The 22190-nt window shown below is 60.9% G+C and carries 18 protein-coding genes; 7 read left to right on the plus strand and 11 right to left on the minus strand.

Features of this window, described 5'->3' with window-relative positions; genetic code table 11:
- The first annotated feature begins 232 nt into the window (after window positions 1-232).
- The gene (locus IC235_RS11425; RefSeq protein ID WP_191005308.1) at window positions 233-3811 is read left to right on the plus strand and encodes a S8 family serine peptidase; all 3579 of its coding nucleotides are present in this window, start codon (window positions 233-235) and stop codon (window positions 3809-3811) included.
- 413 nt (window positions 3812-4224) lie between these two features.
- Here IC235_RS11425 and IC235_RS11430 read toward each other — a convergent pair whose 3' ends face one another.
- The 5 genes from IC235_RS11430 to IC235_RS11450 form a co-directional block, all read right to left on the minus strand.
- Window positions 4225-4932, minus strand: a complete 708-nt coding sequence (locus IC235_RS11430; protein WP_191005309.1) for a DsbA family oxidoreductase — start codon at window positions 4930-4932, stop codon at window positions 4225-4227.
- A gap of 178 nt (window positions 4933-5110) precedes the next feature.
- On the minus strand, window positions 5111-5608 hold the full coding sequence (locus IC235_RS11435) for a YciE/YciF ferroxidase family protein (RefSeq protein WP_191005310.1): 498 nt from the start codon (window positions 5606-5608) through the stop codon (window positions 5111-5113).
- 154 nt (window positions 5609-5762) lie between these two features.
- On the minus strand, window positions 5763-6254 hold the full coding sequence (locus IC235_RS11440; protein ID WP_223847231.1) for a YciE/YciF ferroxidase family protein: 492 nt from the start codon (window positions 6252-6254) through the stop codon (window positions 5763-5765).
- Window positions 6255-6636: 382 nt separating this feature from the next.
- Window positions 6637-6780 (minus strand): hypothetical protein, encoded by a 144-nt coding sequence (locus tag IC235_RS11445; protein WP_191005311.1) that lies wholly within the window; start codon window positions 6778-6780, stop codon window positions 6637-6639.
- A gap of 12 nt (window positions 6781-6792) precedes the next feature.
- Entirely contained in the window at window positions 6793-7356 is a 564-nt protein-coding gene (locus IC235_RS11450) for a hypothetical protein (protein ID WP_191005312.1), read from the minus strand.
- Between the two features lie 301 nt (window positions 7357-7657).
- Between IC235_RS11450 and proB the strand changes: the two genes are divergently transcribed.
- The 3 genes from proB to IC235_RS11465 are packed head-to-tail and all read left to right on the plus strand — an operon-like array spanning window position 7658 to window position 10494.
- Entirely contained in the window at window positions 7658-8749 is a 1092-nt protein-coding gene (gene proB, locus IC235_RS11455; RefSeq protein ID WP_191005313.1) for a glutamate 5-kinase, read from the plus strand.
- A 2-nt stretch (window positions 8750-8751) separates the two neighbouring features.
- Complete coding sequence (locus IC235_RS11460) at window positions 8752-10002, plus strand: glutamate-5-semialdehyde dehydrogenase (RefSeq protein WP_191005314.1); 1251 nt, start codon at window positions 8752-8754, stop codon at window positions 10000-10002.
- 6 nt (window positions 10003-10008) lie between these two features.
- Window positions 10009-10494 carry a YdeI/OmpD-associated family protein gene (locus IC235_RS11465; RefSeq protein WP_191005315.1) on the plus strand — a complete coding sequence of 162 codons (486 nt, stop codon included), beginning with the start codon at window positions 10009-10011 and terminating at the stop codon, window positions 10492-10494.
- Between the two features lie 25 nt (window positions 10495-10519).
- Here IC235_RS11465 and IC235_RS11470 read toward each other — a convergent pair whose 3' ends face one another.
- Window positions 10520-10957 carry a DUF2141 domain-containing protein gene (locus IC235_RS11470; RefSeq protein WP_191005316.1) on the minus strand — a complete coding sequence of 146 codons (438 nt, stop codon included), beginning with the start codon at window positions 10955-10957 and terminating at the stop codon, window positions 10520-10522.
- A 259-nt stretch (window positions 10958-11216) separates the two neighbouring features.
- The gene (pdxR, locus tag IC235_RS11475) at window positions 11217-12704 is read right to left on the minus strand and encodes a MocR-like pyridoxine biosynthesis transcription factor PdxR (protein ID WP_191005317.1); all 1488 of its coding nucleotides are present in this window, start codon (window positions 12702-12704) and stop codon (window positions 11217-11219) included.
- A gap of 290 nt (window positions 12705-12994) precedes the next feature.
- Here pdxR and IC235_RS11480 point away from each other — a divergent pair, with 290 nt between their 5' ends.
- The 3 genes from IC235_RS11480 to IC235_RS11490 all read left to right on the plus strand — a co-directional run bounded on the left by IC235_RS11480 (window position 12995) and on the right by IC235_RS11490 (window position 15715).
- Window positions 12995-13606, plus strand: coding sequence for a cysteine hydrolase family protein (locus IC235_RS11480; RefSeq protein ID WP_191005318.1), 612 nt, complete (start codon window positions 12995-12997; stop codon window positions 13604-13606).
- A 168-nt stretch (window positions 13607-13774) separates the two neighbouring features.
- A complete protein-coding gene (locus tag IC235_RS11485; protein WP_191005319.1) occupies window positions 13775-15106 on the plus strand; it encodes an NAD(P)/FAD-dependent oxidoreductase in 1332 nt (443 codons plus the stop codon).
- A gap of 213 nt (window positions 15107-15319) precedes the next feature.
- Window positions 15320-15715, plus strand: coding sequence for a hypothetical protein (locus IC235_RS11490; protein WP_191005320.1), 396 nt, complete (start codon window positions 15320-15322; stop codon window positions 15713-15715).
- Between the two features lie 187 nt (window positions 15716-15902).
- On the opposite strand, the gene IC235_RS11495 is transcribed toward IC235_RS11490, so the two are convergent.
- The 4 genes from IC235_RS11495 to IC235_RS11510 all read right to left on the minus strand — a co-directional run bounded on the left by IC235_RS11495 (window position 15903) and on the right by IC235_RS11510 (window position 22140).
- Window positions 15903-16448: a DUF6939 family protein gene (locus IC235_RS11495; protein ID WP_191005321.1), complete on the minus strand. Its 546-nt coding sequence runs from the start codon at window positions 16446-16448 to the stop codon at window positions 15903-15905.
- A 164-nt stretch (window positions 16449-16612) separates the two neighbouring features.
- Window positions 16613-19489, minus strand: a complete 2877-nt coding sequence (locus IC235_RS11500; RefSeq protein WP_191005322.1) for a TolB family protein — start codon at window positions 19487-19489, stop codon at window positions 16613-16615.
- Between the two features lie 320 nt (window positions 19490-19809).
- Complete coding sequence (locus tag IC235_RS11505; protein WP_317173563.1) at window positions 19810-20841, minus strand: glycerophosphodiester phosphodiesterase; 1032 nt, start codon at window positions 20839-20841, stop codon at window positions 19810-19812.
- A gap of 294 nt (window positions 20842-21135) precedes the next feature.
- A complete protein-coding gene (locus tag IC235_RS11510; protein ID WP_191005324.1) occupies window positions 21136-22140 on the minus strand; it encodes a fatty acid desaturase in 1005 nt (334 codons plus the stop codon).
- Window positions 22141-22190 lie beyond the last annotated feature (50 nt).

Below are 22190 nucleotides of genomic sequence, written 5' to 3' on the forward strand. Positions count from 1 at the left end.
ACGAGAAAGGGGGCCGCTGCACGTGCAGCGGCCCCCTTTCTCGTAGGAGGGAATAGCCCGTTGGCTTCAAAGCCGTCGAATTCATTTACTCTAAAACCTGCTCATAGGGCGGGTCCTGGCGCAGAGCAGCCCTCATGCCAGGCCAAGCTACCGACGCTATGCTGATTCGTGTATCTTAGCCTTAATATTTAAATTCCCCTTCTCTTAAACAAACTTTCTGCTCCGCTTCTGCATGAAACACTTCTCCTTCCTGGGGCTGGCCCTGCTCGGACTCGCACCTTGGCTGGCTTCGGCACAGCCCGCGAAGCCGGCCGGCCGCTACGCCATTCAGCTGGCCACCGGCCCCGTCACGCCCGCTGCCAATTTCACCGATTGGCTGCGGCAGCCCGCCACCACTCCCCCCGACGCCTGGCAGGGACAAGTGTTCCGGCTGCTACAGTTTGAACAACTGCCCACCGAAGCCCAGAAGGCAGCATTGGCCGCCGCCGGCGTCCGGCTGCTCGACTACCTGCCGCACAATGCCTGGACGGCCGTGCTGCCGGCCAGCCTCCCACACCAGCGCCTGGCGAACGTCGGGCTGCGCAGCCTGCAGCCGGTGTCGCCCACCTGGAAGCTGGCCGGTGACCTGGCCCGCGACGTCATCCCCGACCATATGCGGCGGGCCGGGGGGCTGGTGGAGGTGAATGTGCAGTACTACGCTACCCTCACGCCCGCCCAGGCCGCGCAGGCCCTGCGCCAGACCTCGTTTCAGGAGGCGGGCAAGCCGATGTTTCCGCAGCAGTTACGGGTGCTGTGCCAGCCGGCCGACATTGCCCGGCTGGCGGCGCTGTCCTGGGTGAGCACGGTGGAGCCCGCCACGCCACCGGCCGAGCCGGAAAACTTCCGCGGCCGCACCGACCACCGCGCCAACGCCATCAGCACCGACTACGGGGCGGGCCGCCACTACGATGGGCGCGGCGTAGTGGTAGCCCAGGGCGACGATGGCCGCATTGGGCCCCACATCGACTACCAGGGCCGCTTCGACCAGAGCGCCGCCGGACCCAGCAGCGGCAACCACGGCGACCACGTGGCGGGCATCATCATGGGGGCCGGCAACCTCGACCCGCGGGTGCGCGGCAACGCTACGGCGGCTTTCAACCAGTATTTCAACTATCCCAACAACATCAACAGCGTCCCGACCTCCTATGCCGACGGGCGGCGGGTGCGCATCACGAGCTCCAGCTACGGGGATGGCAACAACGCGGGTTACACTAGCTTTACGCGCACCGTCGACCAGCAAACCCGGGAGCGGCCCTACCTGCTGCACGTGTTCTCGTCCGGTAACTCCGGCGGCGATAACTACGGCTACGGCGCGGGACCGGGCTGGGGCAACATTACGGGGGGCCACAAAATGGGGAAGAACGTGATAACGGTGGGCAACGTGCTTTACACCGACGCCCTGGCGCCTTCCAGCAGCCGCGGCCCCGCCAAAGATGGCCGCATCAAGCCCGACGTGTGCGCCGTGGGCACCAGCGTCACGTCGACCATCGACCCGAATACCTACGCCGTGTTCACGGGCACCAGCATGGCCTGCCCCGGCGTGTCCGGCGTGACGGCCCAGCTAGTGCACGCCTACCGCACGCTCAACAGCAACCAAGAAGCTCCCAGTGCCCTGCTGAAGGCAGCCCTGCTGAATACGGCCGAAGACCTTGGCAACCCCGGCCCCGACTTCCTTTTTGGCTATGGGCGCATAAATGCCCTGCGCGCCGTGCGAGTCCTGGAGCAGCGCACCTATCTGACGGATGCCCTCACCACGGGCCAGACGAAGACGCACACGCTCACGATTCCGGCCGGCAAGAAACAGTTGCGGGTGATGGCCTATTGGCATGACTACGAGGGCGCCATCAATTCCAGCACTAACCTCGTCAACAACCTCGACCTGCAGGTAACCGCGCCCGGCGGCACGAGCTACAAGCCCTGGGTGCTCGACCACCGGCCCACCGTGGCGCAGCTCAACGCCAATGCCACCCGCGGGCTCGATTCCCTGAACAACGTAGAGCAGGTGACATTGGACAACCCCGCCGCCGGCGCTTATACCGTAACCGTGCGCGGTAAGTCAGTACCCCAGGGCCCGCAGGCTTACTATTTGGTATACAGCTACCTGGAGGACGGGGTGGAGCTAACGTATCCGCTCGGTGGGGAAGGCTTCGTGCCGGGCGAAACGGAGGTACTGCGCTGGGATGCCCCGGCCGGCACCGAGCCCTTCGCCCTCGACTACACCACCGACAATGGCGCCACCTGGCTCCCAATTGCGGCCTCCGTGGCGGCCACCACCCGCTACTTCGACTGGACGGTCCCGGCGAGCGTGGCTTCGGGCCGCGTGAAAGTGCGCGTGACCCGCGGCAGTGCCAGCAGCCAGTCGGTGGCGCCGCTCACCATTTCGCCGGTGCCGGGTAACCTGCGCCTCGGCTACGTGTGCGCCAACACCGTGAACCTGCAATGGGATGCTGTGGCCACGGCTACAGCCTATATAGTGTATAAACTGGGAGCCGAGTACATGGACTCGGTAACGACCGTAACGAACACCTCCGTGGTGCTGCCTGATGTGGGGGCCGGGGCGGAGCAGTGGTACAGCGTACGCGCCATCCGACTCTCGGACGGGCTGCGCAGCCGCCGTACCCGCGCCCTTAACCAGCCCGCCCGCCTCAGCAACTGCCCGATTGCACCGCTCATAGCGTTCGAGGCCAGCCGTACGCTGGTGTGCCCTGGTGTGCCCGTGACCATCACCGACCAAAGCCAATCGACCCCAACAACCTGGGCCTGGATCATTACGCCCAGCGCTGGCGTCACGTTCGTAGGGGGCACTTCGGCTGCGTCGCAGAGCCCGCAGGTACAGTTTGCCAACCCCGGCACCTATAACGTAACGCTACAGGCGAGCAACACCTACGGCTCTTCTACACTCACTCAGAGTGAGCTGATTACCGTCACGAACGGGCAGGCGCTGCCGCTGGCCCAGGACTTCACCACCAGCACGTTCCCGCCCGCCGGCTGGCTGGTGAAGAATCCTAGCAGCAACTTCACCTGGGCCCTGAGCCCACAGAACGTAGTGGGCCCCGATGCGCTGTCGCGCCGGGTACCAATGGTCGACGACTACAACGATTCGCAGCGCGGCGCCGAGGACTACCTCATCACCCCGCCAATGGACCTGACTACTGCTACTGGCAACGAGCTGACCCTAAGCTTCTGGGTGGCCCATGCTGCCTACGGCGCCGGCTACTCCGACGGCCTGCGGGTAGACGTGAGTACTGACTGCGGCACTACTTTCCAGCCAACCGGCTACCTCAAGCGAGGCTCCACGCTAGCCACCGTACCAGGCTTCCAGACTTCGGAGTGGGCCCCGGCTCGGGTTGCCGACTGGCGCCAGGAAACCGTGAATCTTTCCAACCTGCTGGCGGCGGGGGGCCCGGCGCGTATTCTTGTGCGCTTTGCCAACCTCAACGACAACGGCAATAACTTGTACGTGAGCAATGTACTTCTGCGCTCCCGTACTGCGCTGGCAACCAAAAACGGTCAGAACACTAATCTGGGACTCGTGGGGGCCTACCCGGTTCCTTTCAGCCAGGAGCTGCACGTGGAGCTGGCCCCCGTTAAGGCGGGCCCCGCCACGCTGGTTCTGCTCGATGCCCTCGGCCGCGAAATGCGCCGCGAAACCCTGACCCTGCGCCTGGGGGCTCAACAGCACCAACTGGCCACGGGCTCGCTACCCGCCGGGGTGTACACGCTCCGCCTACTCACGGCGGCCGGCAGCCAGCAGTTAAAAGTGGTGAAGTAAGCAAGCCGTACGACAGGCTGCACGATCTGGGTAAAGCAACCGATGACGCTCGGCGTCTGGCAAGGAAGCGTCTCATCTAGAGGCGCTTCCTTTGTTTTTGTCCGGTTAGGAATCCGCGACTATACGCTAACCTACTGCTGGGGTGCGAGCAGGTAAGCAGCTCTCGCATAGATGAAAAGAATTAAAAATGAAGAATTAAAAAATGGACCAGCTGATTTTTAATTCTTCATTTTTAATTTTTAATTCCTACAAAACAGTGTGCTGAATGCCATTGACTGGATGGCTGGAGTCTGCGCACCGAATGCCGACGACTACCGCGTTTTGTGTTTACAAACGATGTAGGTCAGGCTCCCCCTCCCGGAAGAGACGGGGCTGGTCCCACAGGGGGCCCGTGAGGTTGATGCGGACATTACTCAGGAAACACTGCAGCCCTCGGGTCCGCAGACGGGCCCATTAGCGACCATTGCCGGGGCAGGCTCAGTGGGCTGGAGCTCCTCCCACACCTTTTCTAACACTTCAGCAAATAGCTCAGTGGGCTGGGCACCGGATACGGCGTACTTGCCTTCGAACACGAAAAAGGGCACCCCGCGCACGTTCATTTGGTGGGCCTGGTGCTCGTCGTGACGCACGGCCTCGGCGTAGATGCCATTGGTGAGGGCAGTGCGGGCCTCTTCCGCGTCGAGGCCTATTTCCGTGGCCAGCTGCACCAGCGTATCAATTTCGTTTAAGTTCTGGCCTTTGGTGTAATAGGCGGCCATGAGGTGCTCCTTGGCGGCCCCCTGCCGGCCGTGCTGGCCCGCTAGGTGAATGAGTTGATGGGCTAGGAAGGTATTGGCCGGCACGGCCCGGTTGAAGTCGTACTGCAAGCCCACCTCCGTAGCCAGCCTGCTCACCTGGTCAGCCATGACCTTGGCCTGAGCCACGGAAATGCCCTTTTTGTGGGCCAGCGACTCGTGCGTGCTCCGACCAGGCACCGGCTGGTAGCCGGGGTCAAGCTTGAAGCTGCGCCACACAACTTGCACACGGTTGGCGTAGGGGAATTGCTGCAGGGCCTGCTCGAAGCGGCGCTTGCCAATGTAGCAAAATGGGCAGACGATGTCGGACCAGATTTCAACTTTCATGTAGGGGTCAAGTCAGATTGAGACAGGTACAACTACCGCCCTCATAAGGTTTAGCCCTTTCGCTTGCAAGCGTAAGTACCCCGGACTGCCCGGTCGCCGTGGAACGAGTTGTTCTCGCGAGCGACTGGGTGGTCCGGGGTACTTACGGGCGTGGGGTAGGCCGTTTTACGGGCCACCCTTACATGGCTTCTGCTTTCACGTTGACGCGCTGCTTGGCCAGGTCGTTAAGGATTTTGTCGGTCTTCTTCTCTTCCTCCAAGGTCTGGCGCAACAGCTTAGCAGCCTGGTTCAGGCCCAGGTCCTCGGTCATGCGCACGGCCGTGCCGTAGCAGGCAATTTCGTAGTGCTCAATCTTCTGGGCCGCGGCGATGAGCATGGCATCGAGCACTTCGGGAGTGGACTCCTTGCGGAGCAGTTTTTCGCTGTCGCTCATCAGGCCCTTGATAGCGGAGTTAACCTCACGGCCGGGCTTGACTTCCATAAGCTCCATGATTTGTTCTAACCGGGCTACTTGTTGTTGAGTTTCGACGCCGTGGCGCTCGAAAGCAGCTTTGAGCTGGGGGTCACTGGCCTTTTCGACGAGCAGGGCCTGGCCTTCGAGAGCCAGGGTTTCGGCGCTGTACAACATCTGGATGTCGTGCGCGAGCAGGTCGCGCATGGTTTTCAGCTCATTCACGGGAAAGGAAATTTAAGGTGGAAAAGAATGCTGGAGACGAATACTGGAATATGTTATAAAAATGCGGCCCAGCCACTGGAGCCAGCAGCACGCCCTTTGGGTTGCGTGTGGATTTCGCAGTCCGAGGCTTCCCTGCGGGGGTAGTCAGCTGGTGTTACTCTGCCAAGGGGTTCACCAGGGTTTTGGCTAGGCTATTCAGGATTCCGTTGGTCCTTTTTTCCTCATCGAGGATGCCATCAAGGATGGTAGCAACTTGGTCGAAACCCAGTTCCTGGGCCAGGTACACGGCCGTGCCGTAGCCGGCAATTTCGTAGTGCTCGACTTTTTGCGCGCCACAAATCAGGGCGGCGTCCAGGGCTTCGGGCGTGGCGTCTTTGTGCATTACCTGCTCACCTTCGGCGATGATGCCGGCCATGCCGAGGTTCTTGTCGCCATCGACGTCGATTTCGAGCAAGTCTGCTACCTGCTCAAGGCGCTGGATCTGGTGCTCGGTTTCGTCAAGGTGGGTTTGGAAGGCCTGCTTCAGCTCGCTGCTGCTGGCGTTTTGAATCATGCGGGGCAGGCCGGCGGCAATGAGTTTCTCAGCGCTGTACATCGCCTGCACTTCGTGGTCGAGCAGGTCGCGAAGATCTTTAATCTGAGCCATAACGATTTGGGGTTTAGTGGAAAGAGTATCTTGGCTACGAACCGATTACCCTAAAGTTGACGGACTAAACCCTACGTGTTAAGAATCAGCTACTTTTTCTGCAGTGGTGCAGCTTGGAACGAAGGCAGGTCTCAGGTCGAAACTGTCATCGCCCCCAACGCCAGCCAGGACAGCATCATGCTGGGATTAACCCATCACCAAAGGCCATGGCTTGAGCGCGGCTTGGTTCATGACTAGCCTGGTGCGGCGGGCTACCTGGTATCTCACGCTGGTTTAACAGTTGCTCCCTGGCTCCCCTTACGTTCCACAACTCGCTGCCCTACAAGGCTGTGAGCTCAGTCGGAACCAGAAAGCAAGGCAAGCGCCGCTGCTGCGAGGACCGTTACCGCAACGGCAGCTTTTCGCCTGCGGCGTTTAGCATCTCTATCCTGGCCTCGCCTTGCGCGTCTACATAGAGTTTGATGCGCGGCTTACCGGACTCGTCGCGGATGAAGAGGCCGGTTTCTTTGCGGTTGTTTTTGCCCACAAACAAGCGCTCCTAACCAATAAGCCGTTTGGCTTGCAGCTCGGCTACTCCCTTCTGATACGCTTTCTTATCATGAAGCTTCTCCAACGAATCAACGTGTTGTAGGAGCTGCCCTGTCGTGAAGTTTTCGGGCCGGTCCCACAAGCGCAGGCCGTAGCTTCTGCTGCGCTGCTGGCCTTCGAGCCCCTCCTGGTACTGGAAGGCTATTACCTGATCGTTCTGGTACTGGTCGAAGGAAAAACCCATGCTCGAAGCCTGTTTTCGGCCCCCAAATGTCAGGCCGCCGCATTCCTCGCCTTCGTTGTTGAAGAAAAGAAGACCGGCGGGCCGCTGGCGGGCCGGGCCCATTTTGCCGCCGTCAACAGTACCCGGATGTTGCCGCTGCTCATTGCTGATAACCATCCGCAGCGCGCCGTTTTTCTCGACGATGTTGATGCGCTCCACATCAATCTCTTCGAATCGTTGCGGCTTAGCGCTGCGGTTGAAGGCCAGCGAGAGAAAACTGACAAACACAATGGTCGAGGTTATGGCATAGATCTTTAACCATTTCAACTGTTTCAGAATCATCTGTTCCATGTCAGTAAAGGGGAGAAATCAGCAAAGAGATAAATTGAACAAAAGCCGTAACGAGCGTAACAAAACATAGTTACAGAAGACAATAGAAAATTCGCTAGCCAGACAAGCTGCTCTGTCTTCACGCACCAGGGTTTTCCCGTCGTCGCGGACGCCTTAGCCTCCATCCATCGCGGTTCTATCCCCCTACCCCAGCATTCACGAAATCTCAAGTATTAGGCTCTTCCCAGCCTTAGCGCTTGGCGAGCTCTCTTCAGCACTTGAGCAGCCACAGGTGGGAGATGGGGTTTCCTATCTTTGCGCCATGCGCCTCCCCTACCGCCGGCTCGTCGTTAAAATCGGCTCCAATGTTCTTACGCAGGATAATGGCTTGCCCGACCTGGCCCGCATGGAGCAGTTGGTAAACCAGATTGCCGGGCTGAAAGCGCAGGGGTTGGAAGTTATTGTCGTGTCATCGGGCGCCGTGGCAGCGGGCCGCAGCCTCATCACCCTGCCGACAAAGGCCGATGCCGTGCGCAGCCGCCAGCTGCTGGCCGCCGTGGGCCAGGTGAAGCTGCTCAGTACCTACGCTGAGCTGTTTGGGCGGCACGGGCTGCTCTGTGCCCAGGTGCTGGTGACCAAGGAAGATTTCCGCGACCGGCAGCACTACCTTAACATGCGCAACTGCTTCCAGGAGCTGCTGCAGCGCGCGGTTATTCCCATTGTGAATGAGAATGACGTGGTTTCGGTCACGGAGCTGATGTTCACCGACAACGACGAGCTGGCCGGACTAATTGCCGCGCAGCTCGATGCCGACGCCCTGGTAATCCTCACCAACGTGGACGGGATTTTTGATGGCGACCCTCGCCTGCCCAGCTCCCGCCTCATCCCCGAGATTGCGCCCACGGCCACTGGCTTCGCCAACTTCGTGACGGCCCAACGCTCGCAGTTCGGGCGGGGCGGCATGCTCACCAAGTGCCACATGGCCCACAAAGTGGCCAAGCTGGGCATCAGCGTCCACGTTGCCAATGGCAAGACAGCGGACATCCTACCCGCCGTGCTGACCCAGAAGGCCCCGCATACCTGGTTTCAGCCCAGCAAAACGGCCTCGGGTAAGAAGAAGTGGCTGGCTAACTCTCAGGATTCGGCCAAGGCGGAAGTGCGGCTAAACGCCGGGGCGCGCGCGGCCCTCACCGCCGCGGGCAAGGCTCGTAGCCTGCTGCCGGTGGGGGTGGTGGCGGTGGTTGGCACCTTTCGCAAGGGCGACATCATTCGCCTCAGCGATGAAAGCGGCCACTTACTGGGGTTGGGCATCGCCGAGTACGGCTCGGAGAAAGCACTGGAGCGCCTGGGCCTGCAGAACCAGCGCCCACTGGTGCACTACGACTACTTGTTTCTCATCCCTACGTCTGCTTAACCGTGGAGCTGCAACCGATTTTTGAAGCCGCCCGGCGGGCCAGCCGCCCGCTGGCGGCCTTCGCGCCCGCCGCCACCGATGACCTGCTGGGCGACCTGGCCGCGGCCCTCGAAGCGCAAACCCCCTTTCTGCTGGCCGAAAACGCCCGCGACCTGGCCCGGATGCCCACCAGCAATCCGAACCACGACCGGCTCCGTCTCAGCCCGGAGCGCCTCCGCGACATGGCGGCCGACCTGCGCAACGTAGCCGCCCGGTCCTCGCCTCTGGGCCAGCTCATTGCCGAAACAACCCGGCCCAACGGCCTGCACCTGAGCAAAGTGCGCGTTCCGCTGGGCGTGGTAGGCATCATCTACGAGGCGCGGCCCAACGTCACCTTCGACAGCCTGGCGCTGTGCCTGAAAACGGGCAATGCCTGCCTGCTGAAGGGCGGCTCCGACGCGGCCTTTTCGAACGAGGCGCTGCTGGCGGTGGCCCGGCCCGTGCTGGAGCGCCACGGCCTGCCCGCGGCGGTGGCCACGCTCCTGCCGCCGGACCGGTCCGCCACCGCGGCCCTGCTCGCGGCCGTGGGCTACGTCGACGTGCTGATTCCGCGCGGCAGCCAGCAGCTCATCAGCTACGTGCGCGATAACGCGCGGGTGCCGGTTATCGAAACCGGAGCCGGCATCGTGCACACGTACTTCGACGCGGCGGGGGATTTAGCCAAGGGCCAAGCCATCATTCATAATGCCAAAACCCGCCGGGTGAGCGTGTGTAACGCCCTGGATTGCCTGCTCATCCACGAGGACCGGCTGGCCGATTTGCCCGCCCTGCTGGCTCCGCTGGCAACGGCAGAAGTGCAGCTTTTTGCGGATGAGCCCGCCCACGCTGCCCTGGCCAGCCACTACCCGGCCGCCCTGCTGGTCCCGGCGACGGCAGCGCACTTCGGCACCGAATTCTTATCCCTGAAGATGGCCGTTAGAACCGTGAGCTCGCTGAGCGAAGCCCTGGACCACATTGCTCAACACGGCTCGCAGCACAGTGAAGCTATTGTGTCGGAAGATGCGGCCGCGCTCGACACCTTCCTCAACACCGTGGATGCCGCCGCCGTGTACGCCAATGCTTCCACCGCGTTCACCGATGGGGCGCAGTTTGGGTTAGGTGCCGAAATCGGCATCAGCACGCAGAAGCTGCACGCCCGTGGCCCCATGGGCCTGGAAGAGCTGACCAGCTATAAGTGGCTGGTGCGCGGTAATGGTCAAATCCGAACTTCCTAACCGATTATGAGCGCTTCCGTTGCTTTCCGCGCCGTGCTGGAGCCGGGTGGGCCCAGCTTCATGCCCACGCAAACCATCGTGGTGCCGCCGGAGGTCCTGGACGCCTTGGGCAGTAAGGGCGTCCGGCGCGTCATCGTGGGCATTGGGGAGCACACGCTACGCCTAGGCCTGCTGCCGCTGGCGGGCGGGGGCCGCTACCTCATGCTGAACAAAGATGTCTGCCGCACGCTGGGCATCGAGCTGGGCCAGGAGCTGGCCATCGAAATCGCGGCCGCCCCCAACCCTGACCACGTCGACCTTCCCGACGAGCTGGCGGAGGCCCTGGCGGCCTGGCCCGAAGCTGAAATGGCTTTTAACGCCTACAGCGGCGCCCACCGCCGCGCCATGGCCCGCGTCGTCGCCGAGGGTAAGCAACGCGAAACCCGCGTCCGCCGCGCCGTTACGCTGGTAGAGCGGCTGGCGCGGGGTGCGCATCCGTTTCGGCGCGACTGAGGCCTTGGTGCCCAGGCCGCCGGGCTTAGTCTTTCAATACGATGCTGATGACTTTGCCCGGCTTGTCGACCACAAACTTGCACTCCTCGAACTTAGGTACCGCGATGGTGGGCCGGATGTTGTTCGAGAAAGCGTAGGGCTCCGTCGGAATACCGATGAAGTTCTTGTCAATTTTCTCGTTGTTGTTCAAATCCTGGGTGATGGCCACGGCCCACTCCCCTTTCGGCAAGTCCACGGGCAGCGTGAACTCCCGCTTACCCTCCGGCTTCACTGCTTTGAAAAACGCCCACTTGCCCCGCTTTAAAAATCCCGCGGGCGTGTTGTAGAAGTACAGCCGTACGGTGGACGTGGTCGACACCAGCGAGGACACCACCACGGTTACCGGGGCAGTATCAACCGCCGGCGCGGCAGCACCCAGCAGGCCACTACCAACTACTAAGGAGCAAAGCAACAGCATTTTCATAAGCGAAACGGGGAGAAGGACTGACAATGGAAGTACGGCTCCAACGCCGCCCGCATCGAAAAGAGTTCGGCGGCCAGCGGGGTGGATGGCGGCAAAACGGCTGAAACCGGGCCTTTTTCGCCGTAGAAAATTCCTTTAGCGACGGCCCCTGCCCCCGTGCTGTGCAAGCCTACTTCGACCAATTTCAACAACTGGCTAACGTAGGCGCCTACCACGAGCTGGACACAACAAGAGGGTCTGCCAACAATTGACGCTGCCTCTAAGCAATTTGGCCCTTGCTAGGTTGAGCCCGCAAGGCCCTGGCCAAAATGGAGGCGCTTTGCAGCAGTTCATCGGGTGTTAGCGCGGCAAAGCCTAAGCGCAGGTGCGACGCTTGGGCCTCGGTTTCTAGTTGGTAACGGTGGCCGTCGCCAATACCCAAACCCGCGCGGTGGCACTCAGCCGATAAGCGGGGCACATCCACTGCCTCCGAAAATTGCCCCCAAACGGCCAAGCCGCCCGTTGGTTCCTCAAAGGAGAACCACTCCGAGACGTGCGCGCGCAGTTGGTGGCAGAACACGTCGCGGCGCTGCTGGTAGTGGTTGCGGGCCCGCTTTAGGTGCGCGCTCATATCGCCCTCCGCGAATAGCTCGGCAATGCATTGCTCTAGTATACTGTCGCCTTGGTGGTCGACGAGAAACCTCAGGTTTCCCATTTCTGCCACGAGGTCGGCCGGCCCCACCAAGTACCCCACCCGAATGGAGGGAGCGAGTGCTTTGCTTAACGAGCCCACGTACAACACCCGCCCGGTGCGGTCGGCGCTAGCCAACGGCAAAATGGGGCTGTTGGCGTAGTGAAAATCAAAATCGTAGTCATCTTCTAAAATAATGAAGTTGTGGCGCTCGGCCAGTTGCAACAGCCGCACGCGGCGCTCGGCGGGCAGCGTCACGGTTGTGGGGTAGTGATGGTGCGGGGTAATGTACACGAGTCGCACCGCCTGCCGCTGGCAGAGTGCTTCTACTTCGTCGACGCGCAGCCCTTGCTCATCCACGCTTACCCGTTGCAGGTGTGCTCCTCGGTACTCAAACAAGCGGTTCGCTTCGGGGTAGCTGCGGTTGCCCACCACGACTGTATCACCGGGCTGCACCAGCAGTTGGGCCACTAAGTACATCGCCATTACGCTGCCCCGGGCAATGAAGACATTATCCGGCTGGGCGGCGATGCCCCGGGTATCGTGCAAGTAATTGGCCAGTTGCTGGCGCAGGGCCGCGTTGCCAATGGGGATGGTGTACCCAAACAAATGGCGGTTGGAGGTGCGGCGAAATACCGTGCGGTACTTGCGCGCCAAGGCCGTGAGCGGGGCCAAGCGGGGGTCGGGAGTGCCGCCGTCCAGAATTAACGGGGCCAACCCGCGGGGCCGACTCACGGCTGGCAACCGAGGATACGTAAACCCGGCCCGGGCCACGGCTGGCGCCGGTGCCTGAGCTGGCCAGGGCTGAACCTGCATTTCAGGAATCCGCGGGCTGACGAAGGTTCCCTTGGCGGGTACTTGCTCTATCCAACCCTGCGCTTCCAACTCGTTGAAGGCGCCCACCACCGTTTGCCGGTGCACGGCCAAGAGCGTGGCCAGCGTGCGGGTGCCGGGCAGCTTTGTTTTTGCCGGCAATATTCCCCGCAGAATAAGCCCGATAAAGGCGGCCGTTATCTGCTGGTTCAGCGATGCGGGCAGGGAGCGCTCTAGGCTGATGAGCGTTTGATACGGCAGCATGGCTAAGGCTAGCTAATTTTTAGAGTTTGGCGGAAGATAGACCCCGCCACAAGGTACAGGCAAAAGGCTTTGCTGTTTTCTCCTGGTTCAGCGCGCAGGTTGGTTGAGCAGCGGCTTCGTGAGAGCGCTCGTGCTGGACTAGCCATTATGTAAAAACTGGTCCAGACTACTAGGCCGGCAGGCACCTACTTTTGGTTGTCTTCCGCCACCGAATGCTTGTTTCACTGCGCCCCTAATCAGCCCTCATTTTCATAAACAGTTCATCAATACCTCAACCACTACCTATTTCCATGCTTCTTTCTCTCGATTCCCTTCCCGCTTTGGTATTGATTGACTTTCAACAAGGTTTCGACGACATTGATTACTGGGGAGGCGAGCGCAACAACCCCGAAGCGGAAACCAACGCGGCCCGCCTGTTGGCTTACTGGCGCGAACACCAGCTCCCTATCTTTCATGTCCAGCACTGCTCAACCAACCCAGCCTCGCGGCTGGCACCGGGGCAGTCGGGCCATGCCTTCAAGCGGGAAGTAGCCCCTCGGCCGGATGAAGTGGTTATTCAAAAAACTGTCAACAGTGCTTTCATTGGCACCGACCTGCGCCAGCAATTGGATGAGCCACAACTCACCACTCTCGTTTTCGCTGGATTAACCACCGACCATTGCGTTTCTACGAGTGTGCGCATGGCCAGGAATCTCGGGTTCAAGACGTTTCTAGTAGCCGATGCCTGCGCCACGTTCAGCAAACGGGGCATTAATTCAGAAACGTTCAGCGCCGAGCTTATCCACCAAACGGCGTTAGCTAGTCTGCAAGATGAATTTGCCACGGTGCTGACCGCAACGGAGGCTATTCGGCAACTGGAAGCTCGCCAACACTCGACGCCTTTTCCTCATGCGGCTAAGTAAGTTGATGAATCAACGCTACCACACATAACCCGACGGTTTTATACCCGACCGTTCTTGCAAGGAGTGCTGCCCAGTCGCGCGTTCTTGCTCACGGCAAGCAACCTCGGCCGCCAAAACCCGGTAAGCACCGCTATAGTAGGCCGCCAGTGGGCGGCGCATCTTTGTGGCATGGAAGGGTTAACGAAAATAGACGACCTCGGCAAGCCGCGCGTCGTGATTGTGGGCGGCGGCTTCGGTGGCCTGGAACTGGCCAAGGCCCTGGCCGGGGCCCCGGTGCAGGTGGTGCTGATTGATAAGCAGAACTACCACGCTTTCCAGCCGCTGCTCTACCAAGTGGCCACGGCCGGGCTCGACGAGGGCGACATCGTGGCGCCGTTTCGCAAGATTCTGAGCACCCAGGAAAACTTCTACTTCCGGCTAGCCGAGGTGATGGCCGTGAACACGGCCGACCAGGTGGTGGAAACTTCCATTGGGCGGGTGCGCTACGACTACCTGGTGCTGGCCACGGGCGCCACGTCGAACTACTTCGGCGATGCCGAAATGGCCAAAAACTCCATTGCCATTAAAAGTGTGGAAGACGCCCTGGAACTGCGCAACACCGTGCTTTCGAACTTCGAGCAGGCCCTGCAGCTCGGCGACCGGGAGCAGCTTAACAGCCTGCTCGACTTTGTGATTGTGGGCGGCGGCCCCACCGGCGTGGAGCTGGCCGGGGCCCTGAGCGAGCTGCGCAAGCACGTCTTCCCCAAAGACTACCGCGAGCTGGATTTCAAGGAGATGGACATCCATCTGGTGCAAAGCGGCCCGGTGCTACTCAAGGGCATGTCGGCCAATGCCTCGCAGCGGGCCCTGGAGTCGCTTCAGCAGTTCGGGGTGCAGGTGTGGCTCAACGCCCGGGTGAAGTCCTACGACGGCTACACCGTTACGCTCAGCACGGGCCAGCAGCTCATCACCCGCACGCTCATCTGGGCGGCCGGCGTTACGGGCGCGCCCATTAGCGGCCTGCGCGCCGACTGCCTGCTGCCCGGCAACCGCTACGGGGTCGACGACTTCAACCGCGTGCTGGGCTACGACCACATTTTTGCCATTGGCGACATTGCCGCCATGCGCAGCCCCGACTATCCCGAGGGCCACCCCATGGTGGCCCAACCGGCCTTGCAGCAAGGCCGGCTGCTGGGCCAAAACCTTAGCCGCCTGCTGGCCGGCCAGCCCTTGCAGCCCTTTCGCTACCACGACAAGGGCGCTATGGCTACCATCGGCCGCAACCACGCCGTGGCCGACATTAAGCTTTTCGGCCGGGAATATCACCTGCAGGGCTTCCTGGCCTGGGTGGCCTGGAGCATCGTCCACGTGGTATCCCTCATTGGTTTCCGCAACCGGCTGATGGTGCTGTTGAGCTGGACCTGGAGCTACTTCAGCTTCGACAAGGGCCTGCGCTACATCATCGGCAAAACCAAAGCTTCCTTGGTAGAAGCGGACGTGGATGGCAAGGCCATCGTGTAAAACTTTGGGCGATAGGACGCCGCCTTCGCGGCGTTAATCTTCAGGGTTACTGCGAAAGTCCCGCAAAACTCCACCGTTAGGGAAAGTCGAATTTCCGGGCAAGCGGAACCACTACGGCCGGAGTTCAGAGCGTAGTGAATGCTCGTGCAACCCATTGCACGGGGAGCCGGTCAGGGGCTTAGAGTACTTTAACCACCTAGCCTTTTTCTGACGATGCGTACCCCTCTCCTCCTCAGCTTCGCGCTGTTCTCGCTCACCTTCTTTAGCTGCCAGCGCCACAAGTGCGAGGACCCGCAGCCCCAACCTAAGTGTTACTCCGGCGTGGTGGTCGGCGATCTGTGCATGGATGGCGTGATCATTAATGTGGATGCTGCCTACCCCATTGGCCTGCCTGCCGATACGCTGGGCAACAACTTGATTGCCGCTGTCAATACCGACGATCTAGCCAGCTTCAACCAAGTAGGCAAACGTATATACTTCACCTACCGCAACGACCCTAGCCAGCAATGGCCTCTCCGCGTCTGCCTCGCCAACACGATTCCGCTGCCGGTGCCCCACCTCGTGTTGAGCAACCTGTCCGAGACGGGTTGCCGCAGCAACTCGCGGTAGCACCTGGCAAGAATATTCCGCTACCAAACAAGGCCCGGCCAAATTGGCCGGGCCTTGCTGTAGATGGTTAGTAGCGGGGTTTGGGCTACTTGATTTGCAGCTGGTGGCCAACTACTCACAATCAGCAAATTAGTCTCTGTAAGTTAATATTTTAAAGCTCTTACAGACTCGGACGACCTTAGCGAACTTAGCTCTCTTCCAGGTATGCTTTTATCAAAGAAGCGTGTGACAAAGGTTTGCTGATATTATAGACGTCCCCATTGGTTTCGTAATCGAGTAAAACCAAGTCCTGCGTTTTATTCCATTGCCTGAGTTTTTCCGTCAGCTCGGTGGTTAGTTTATGTGCTAGCACCCATCTGTAAACGGGCAAGTATATCTGCAGCCTGGCTTCCAGGTACGGCAATAGTTCCTGCCCATTTACACCTTTGCGGTGCCCCAGGGGCTGCCCCCATTTCCTGACGGTTCTTTTCAGGTTTTTCATGGTAGTATTTTGAAAACAGCCGGTATCCACATCATTTCCTTCGAATACTTTCAGCCCCTGCCAGATTCCTTCGACGGACTGCGCAGTTTGTCCGCCTGAATAGGGAATAGGAATTCCACCATGCGGATAAAAGGGACTAAATCTGACAAACTCATCAGCTGACTTTGAAGTAACATCAATGATTTTAGCCCCAGGATAGCGTTTTACCAAGGTTTGTTCCGCTTTTTTGCGGCTGTCAAGATAGATTTCCATGCCTTTGTTTTATGAGACAGTTTACACTACATACTAACACAGTTTAGGACGTAGTTTGAAGGTGGAGTTGGAAGAGGCTGGAGCTAAATAGCCGCAGGCAGTTTCGGTAAACTACTGACCAATAAGGGTCAGGTCGATGATGGAGCTGCGCCAAATGCGAAGGCTTAAAGCCGGACGTCAAACGCCAACGGCTCGATTACCCACTGGCGGAGGGTAGTCCGGTACACGACCCGTACCCCCGCCTCGACTGGCGTCCGCAGGCGCAGCACGTTAAACAGCACCTGCGCATCGACGCCCACGTTGCGGTAGGCCCGATTGCCGGGTTCCGCCCGGTTCTCGCCTTGGGCCGCGTCGCCAAACACGGCGGCCCGCAGGCGCTGCACGTACAGCACCCGGCCCAGCTCCCAGTGTGTGAAGGCCAGGGGCAGGTTGTAATCGAGGCTGGCCACCCGCAGACGGTCGAAGCTCACGTAACCCTCGCCCCGCGCGAACGAGACGGCCGGCGCGAACTGGTACTGCGCCTGGTTTTGCCATTGGTAGCCCGCCCGCAGGCGGATGGCGTGATGCCGGCCCAGCCCCGGCAGGTAGCCAATGACCTGCGCCCCCCACTGCGCCGCTTCCAACCCGCGGGCAAAGGGCGTGGTGCGCCAGGTGCCCAAAAAAGCGCCGCCCAGGCGAGGTGCCACGTCACGGGCACTGCGCTTGAGCTGCGAAACGTAGCTTACCGTGGTTTGAATAGCGTTCAGGGGCTGGCCGGGACCAGTTTCCGAGCGTTTGCGGACGGGCAGGTCGTAGTCGAACACCCGCTCGTGCAGGTAGGCTGTACCCACCGACAGGGCGCGCAGGAACTTGGAGCGCGTCAGATTCAGCGGTAGGCGCAGCCCGGCCGAGAAGCGCGTGTACTGCCACTGGTCGCGGTAGGTCTGACCCTGGTAAATCACGGCCGCGTCGCGTCCGCCGTAGGTTACGTCCACGTCCACCACCGGGTACAGGGCCTGGTAGCTCAAAGCTCCCGTTGCGCTAAAGGTGCGCTCCGCTTGGTCGTAGCCCACGCCGGCAAATACGGAAGTGGTGTTCAGCAAATCCTGCGACCGCAGGCCCAGGCTCACGGCGTTGCCCGACGGGCTTTGCACCACCCCGTAGCTGAACAGGTTGAAGGCGTGGTGCAAAGGCGAGTAGCGCCGCACGCCGTAGCGGGGGGCCGCCGAGTCGGGGCGCACCAACAGGCGCGGCACCAGCTGCCCCGCCGGCTCCCGGGCCGCCAGGGCATCGGCATAGGGACTTGGAGCCTCGGCCCGGGCGACCTCGACGGGGGCCCAGGCCGCGGTATCGAGGGGCATCTCGACCACTCGCGCCCCGGTGGCCCGGTAGTCGTGAAAAGCCAGGGTGCGGCCATCCGGCGACACCGCCGCGTGGTAGGCGCCCAGCGGTCGGGAGCTGACGCGGTACGTTTGGCCGGTGCGGGTGCTCACGGCGTAGAGGTTGTCGATACCCGACTGCGAGGAGTTGTACAGCACGAAGTTGCCCCAGGGCTGCGGGTTGGCCAGGTTTACGTTCGCCACCGGCAGCAAAGCGCGCGCCGGATCAGCCCCGGTCGGATCGAGGACGGCAATGGTTTTGCCAGCGGCGCTTAGCACCACGGCCACCACCCGGCGCCCGTCGGGATGCCAGCGGGGCTGCTGGTAGAAGTCGTTGCGCGGGTTGGGTAGCACCTGGGTTTCGGCACCGGTTTGGGCATCGAGCACTACCAGCGCGTGGTGGTAGCCGGCATCGGTGCGCACGGCCACAATCTGGCGGCCGTCGGCCGAGAGGGCCGCGGCGGTGTAGCGGGCGCCGCGACCCAGCCGGGTAAGCTCCCCGGTCTTCAGGTTCAGCAGCTTGAGCTCCGACGCGATGCGTTGGCCCCAACGCGCATCCGGCTGAAATTCCGGCCAGAGCGCTTTGCCCGCGCTCACCGACAGCATCTCGGGCAGGTTGAGCTGGCCGGGCACGAATACCTTGCGCTCGGGGCCGTGGCGGCTGAGCAGCACCAGTTGCGGCACGTAGGCCAGGCCCGTTTTCAGGGCCAGCACGGTGCTGTCGGTCACGTACTGTGGGTATTCGTATTGGGTAAACACTGGCCCGGTGGCGGACCCGGCAAGCTCGCGCACTGGCGGGCCGGCGGGCCGGGCGGCCTGCTGCACCCGCCAGGTCGAGTCGATTTCGGCCATGGTGCGGCTGTAGAGCTGCTCCACCGTCAGGCCGGTGGTACGACGGATGCTCGCCGAGAACGAGAAAGGGTAGAACGGAAACCGGTAGTAGGTATCGAGCACCGACGACCACACGGCGGGCCCGTAATGCGTTTTCAGATACGACGTCATAAAATAGCCCAGCACGTACCAGTCGGGCACGTGGTCGCGGAAAGAGCCGTTCACGGCCTTTTGGTAGCTGTAGCGGCGCCCGGCCAGCAGGTTGGCCCGCAGCCCCAGGCCGAAGCTCGGGATGCGCCCCCGCCCGCTGCGGGTGAGGGCGGTTTCGGTGCCCACGGCGTCGCCTTCGAAAAACCACTGGGGCACGCCCACGGCCGCAATGCCCAGGGCCCCGTCGCCCAACAGCGGGCCCAGCACCCGGCCTACTCCCTGCCGGGCCTTCTCAAACTGGCCCACGTGGCGGTATTCGTGCACCGCCAGTCCGTCGAGCCAGTCCACGGTGCCGAGGGCCAGGCCCTGCTGCGGGGTGGTGAAAAACTCGGCGTGCCGCGGCAAAAAAGTCACGAAGCCGTTGCTAACCGTCGTTTGGTTTTGCAGTACCACACTGATGGGGCGCGGGCTCACCCCGAGGGTGGCTACGTCGGGCTCGTGCAACTGCTCGAGCCGTGCGGCCGTGCGCTGCGCGGCCGAGTCGAGCCCACCCGCGTACAGCACTCTAAAATGCGGGGTGCGCACTAGCTGCCAGCGCAACGACGGCGGGTTCTGGCTAAGAATGGGCAGGCTCTGGGCTTGCGCCTGATTTGATTCGAACACGAAGAGGCTCAGCAGCCCGCAGCCCAGCAAACAACGCATGTAATACTCCTGGTAAAAAGCTACTCGACAACTAAAAAACGAAAGAACGGCAGGCGGCGGTGCCCATACTACGAAAAGCTTGCTTAAGGCTCCGGTAGCGAAGCGGAAAGTATGATTATGAGTCACTGACCTAGTGTGGCCACGGGCACCTCACGGGAGACCTGCGGAGTTGTCCCCAGTAGGTCAAATCCTACCGGGGACAACCCTAATTGCAGGCGCGAAGCCCCAGCAGAGGAGTACCTGATGCTCGATACAGGGGCCAGAATACCACTCCAAAATCAGCCACCGCACTTCTATCCGAAGCTTACTCACCTTGCTGATTACCTGGCTGCTACTGCCGTGGCGGTGTAGTCGGAGAATACGCCATCCAGGCCCAGATCGTAGAAATGCTTGTATTCGGCGGTGGGATTATTTTGGTAAGCGGGCAGCAGGTACCGGGGCTCGTTGCGGAACGTAAAGGCGTGTACGAGCAGCCCGCGCTGGTGCGCCCGCTTGATAAGGGTAGTGGGGGGCAGCTTGGCCGTGGGCGTGTAGGGCTGAATGTAAGGCTTCCAGGGGCCAATACCGGTGGCATAGGTTTTCACGAAGTCCAGCCCGGCGTCGGTGGTCAGATCCAGGAAGGTGCGCTGGTCGCCCGCAACCACGAAATCGTAGGGTTGCGCGGCGGGCGCAACCAGCGTCAGGTTGCCGCTGGCGTCCACGTCGGTGGCATCCAGCAGCTGCACCGTTTTCACCGTCGACTGGTACTGGGTGCGAATGGCGCGCAGGTTGGCGACCTCAAACGACTGCACAAACACCGGGGCGGCGCGGTTATTCCAGCCCGCGGCGTCGAGCGCTTCCAGCAGCTTGCTAGTCAGGGGCAGTCCCAGGGCCTCGTGGAACGTGGGGTGCTTGGTTTCGGGATAGATGCCGATGGTCCGGCCTTTGGCGCGGGTTTGCGCTTTGGCCAAATCGATAACCTCCTGGAAGGTGGGGATGTCGTAGAGCCCGTTGAACTGCTGGGGCCGGTCGGCCAAGGCCTGCCTGGCTTTAATAGTTCTGAGCTCCGCCAAAGTGAAGTCGCTGACAAACCAGTCGTTGTAGGCCACACCGTCCACGGTTTTAGTGGTTTTACGATTCGCGAACTGGGGCAAGTCAGCCACATTGGTCGTGCCGGACAACATGGGCTCGTGCCGGCAAACTAGCACTTGGTCTTTGGTCAGCACCAAGTCCTGTTCGATGAAGTCGGCCCCGTCGTCAATGGCCCGCTGGTACGACTCGAGCGTGTGTTCGGGCAGCAGGCCCGAAGCTCCGCGGTGCGCGATTACCAACGGAGCCTTGCCATCGAGGGTCTTATACGAAAGTGGATTCACGGATGAATTGTGATTTATCTTACAGGCGCTGATTGCCAAGAGGCAAGTAGCAATAGAAAAGGACAGCAGCTTTCTCACAGCTCAGTGGTTGGCTTTCCTGGTTGACGCGCCGGCAAATTCGACTCGCAACGCCAGCTCTCAACCAAAGCACGAGTTACTAAATTATTGCGGAGTTGGGGGGAGGCCGGGCAGCTGACACGCTCTGGCGACCTGCGGCTCAGTTACATTTGCGCGGCATTAAAAAAGCGACGGCTCCCCTACGGAGCCGCCGCTTTTTATGCTTATCAGCACTTCTTACGCGGAAATCAGGTCCCTATCCGGCACGCTACTGTCTTTGAGCGTGGCCGTGCCACGGTCTCTGCGCGTGATGCGGGAGTAGAGGCTGATTTCCTGATCGAACAAGAACTTGAAAAAGAGCTTGGTGTAGCTGGTGTGCGCCAGCAAGGGCTCGTAAAACTCCGGGGCCACGCTTTTGAGCTTGGGCAGGTTGTTCCACGGAATGCTGGGCATATCGTGGTGCTCGTTGTGGAAGCCCACGTTGAGGTTGATCCCGTTGAGGCGGCCGTAGTAGGAGTAGGTTTCCTGCTCAGGGCTGAGGGTGAGGTAGTGCTCCTGAATCCAGCGGGCGCCGAGGGGGTGCAAGCCCACCGAAAACCAGAAGCTGAGGAAGAGGTAGAGCAGGGCCGTCCAGCCGAAGAAGTAAACGATGGCCGCGTCGAAAACAACCTGGGCCACGATGTTGGCCACCACGTACCGGTCGATAGTAGCCACTTCGCGGCAGCGCGCCGTGCGAATCACCTGAAACAGCGGAAAGAAAAACAACCAGATGGCCTTACCGATGCTGTAGTTGTGAATCAGCTTGGCCTCGTACCAGTCGGGCAAGTCGGCGTCGAGCTCGTGTACGCCCTGGAACACGTGGTGCTTAATATGAAAGTTCTTGAAGCTGATAGCCGTAGGAAATACCGACGGGAAATTGGCCAGAATGCCGGTGGCTACGTTCTGCCACAGCTTTTTAAAGACCAGGTTGTGGGCGGCCTCGTGAATTACCACAAACAGGGTGTGCGAGAAAAAGGCCCCCACCAGGTAGGCCACGGGAATGGTCCAGTACCACGCCTGGTTGCGCAGCAGGTAGGCCAGCGCAATCTGGGCCGCCACGCAGCCCAAACCAATGAGGAAGGTAATGGGATTGCGGGTCATCAGCTGCTTCACCTCGGGGTGAGCCTTGATGATCTGGCGAGTGCGTACGCGGTGCGGCTCGGTAGCCGTGGCAACGGTAAAAGCAGTGGGAGCTGGGGCCATAGAAGACTGAAAATGGAGGCGGCAGAAAAGTTACTACACCTCGACCTTCA

Source organism: Hymenobacter montanus, from assembly GCF_014699115.1.
Taxonomy (GTDB): Bacteria; Bacteroidota; Bacteroidia; order Cytophagales; family Hymenobacteraceae; genus Hymenobacter; species Hymenobacter montanus.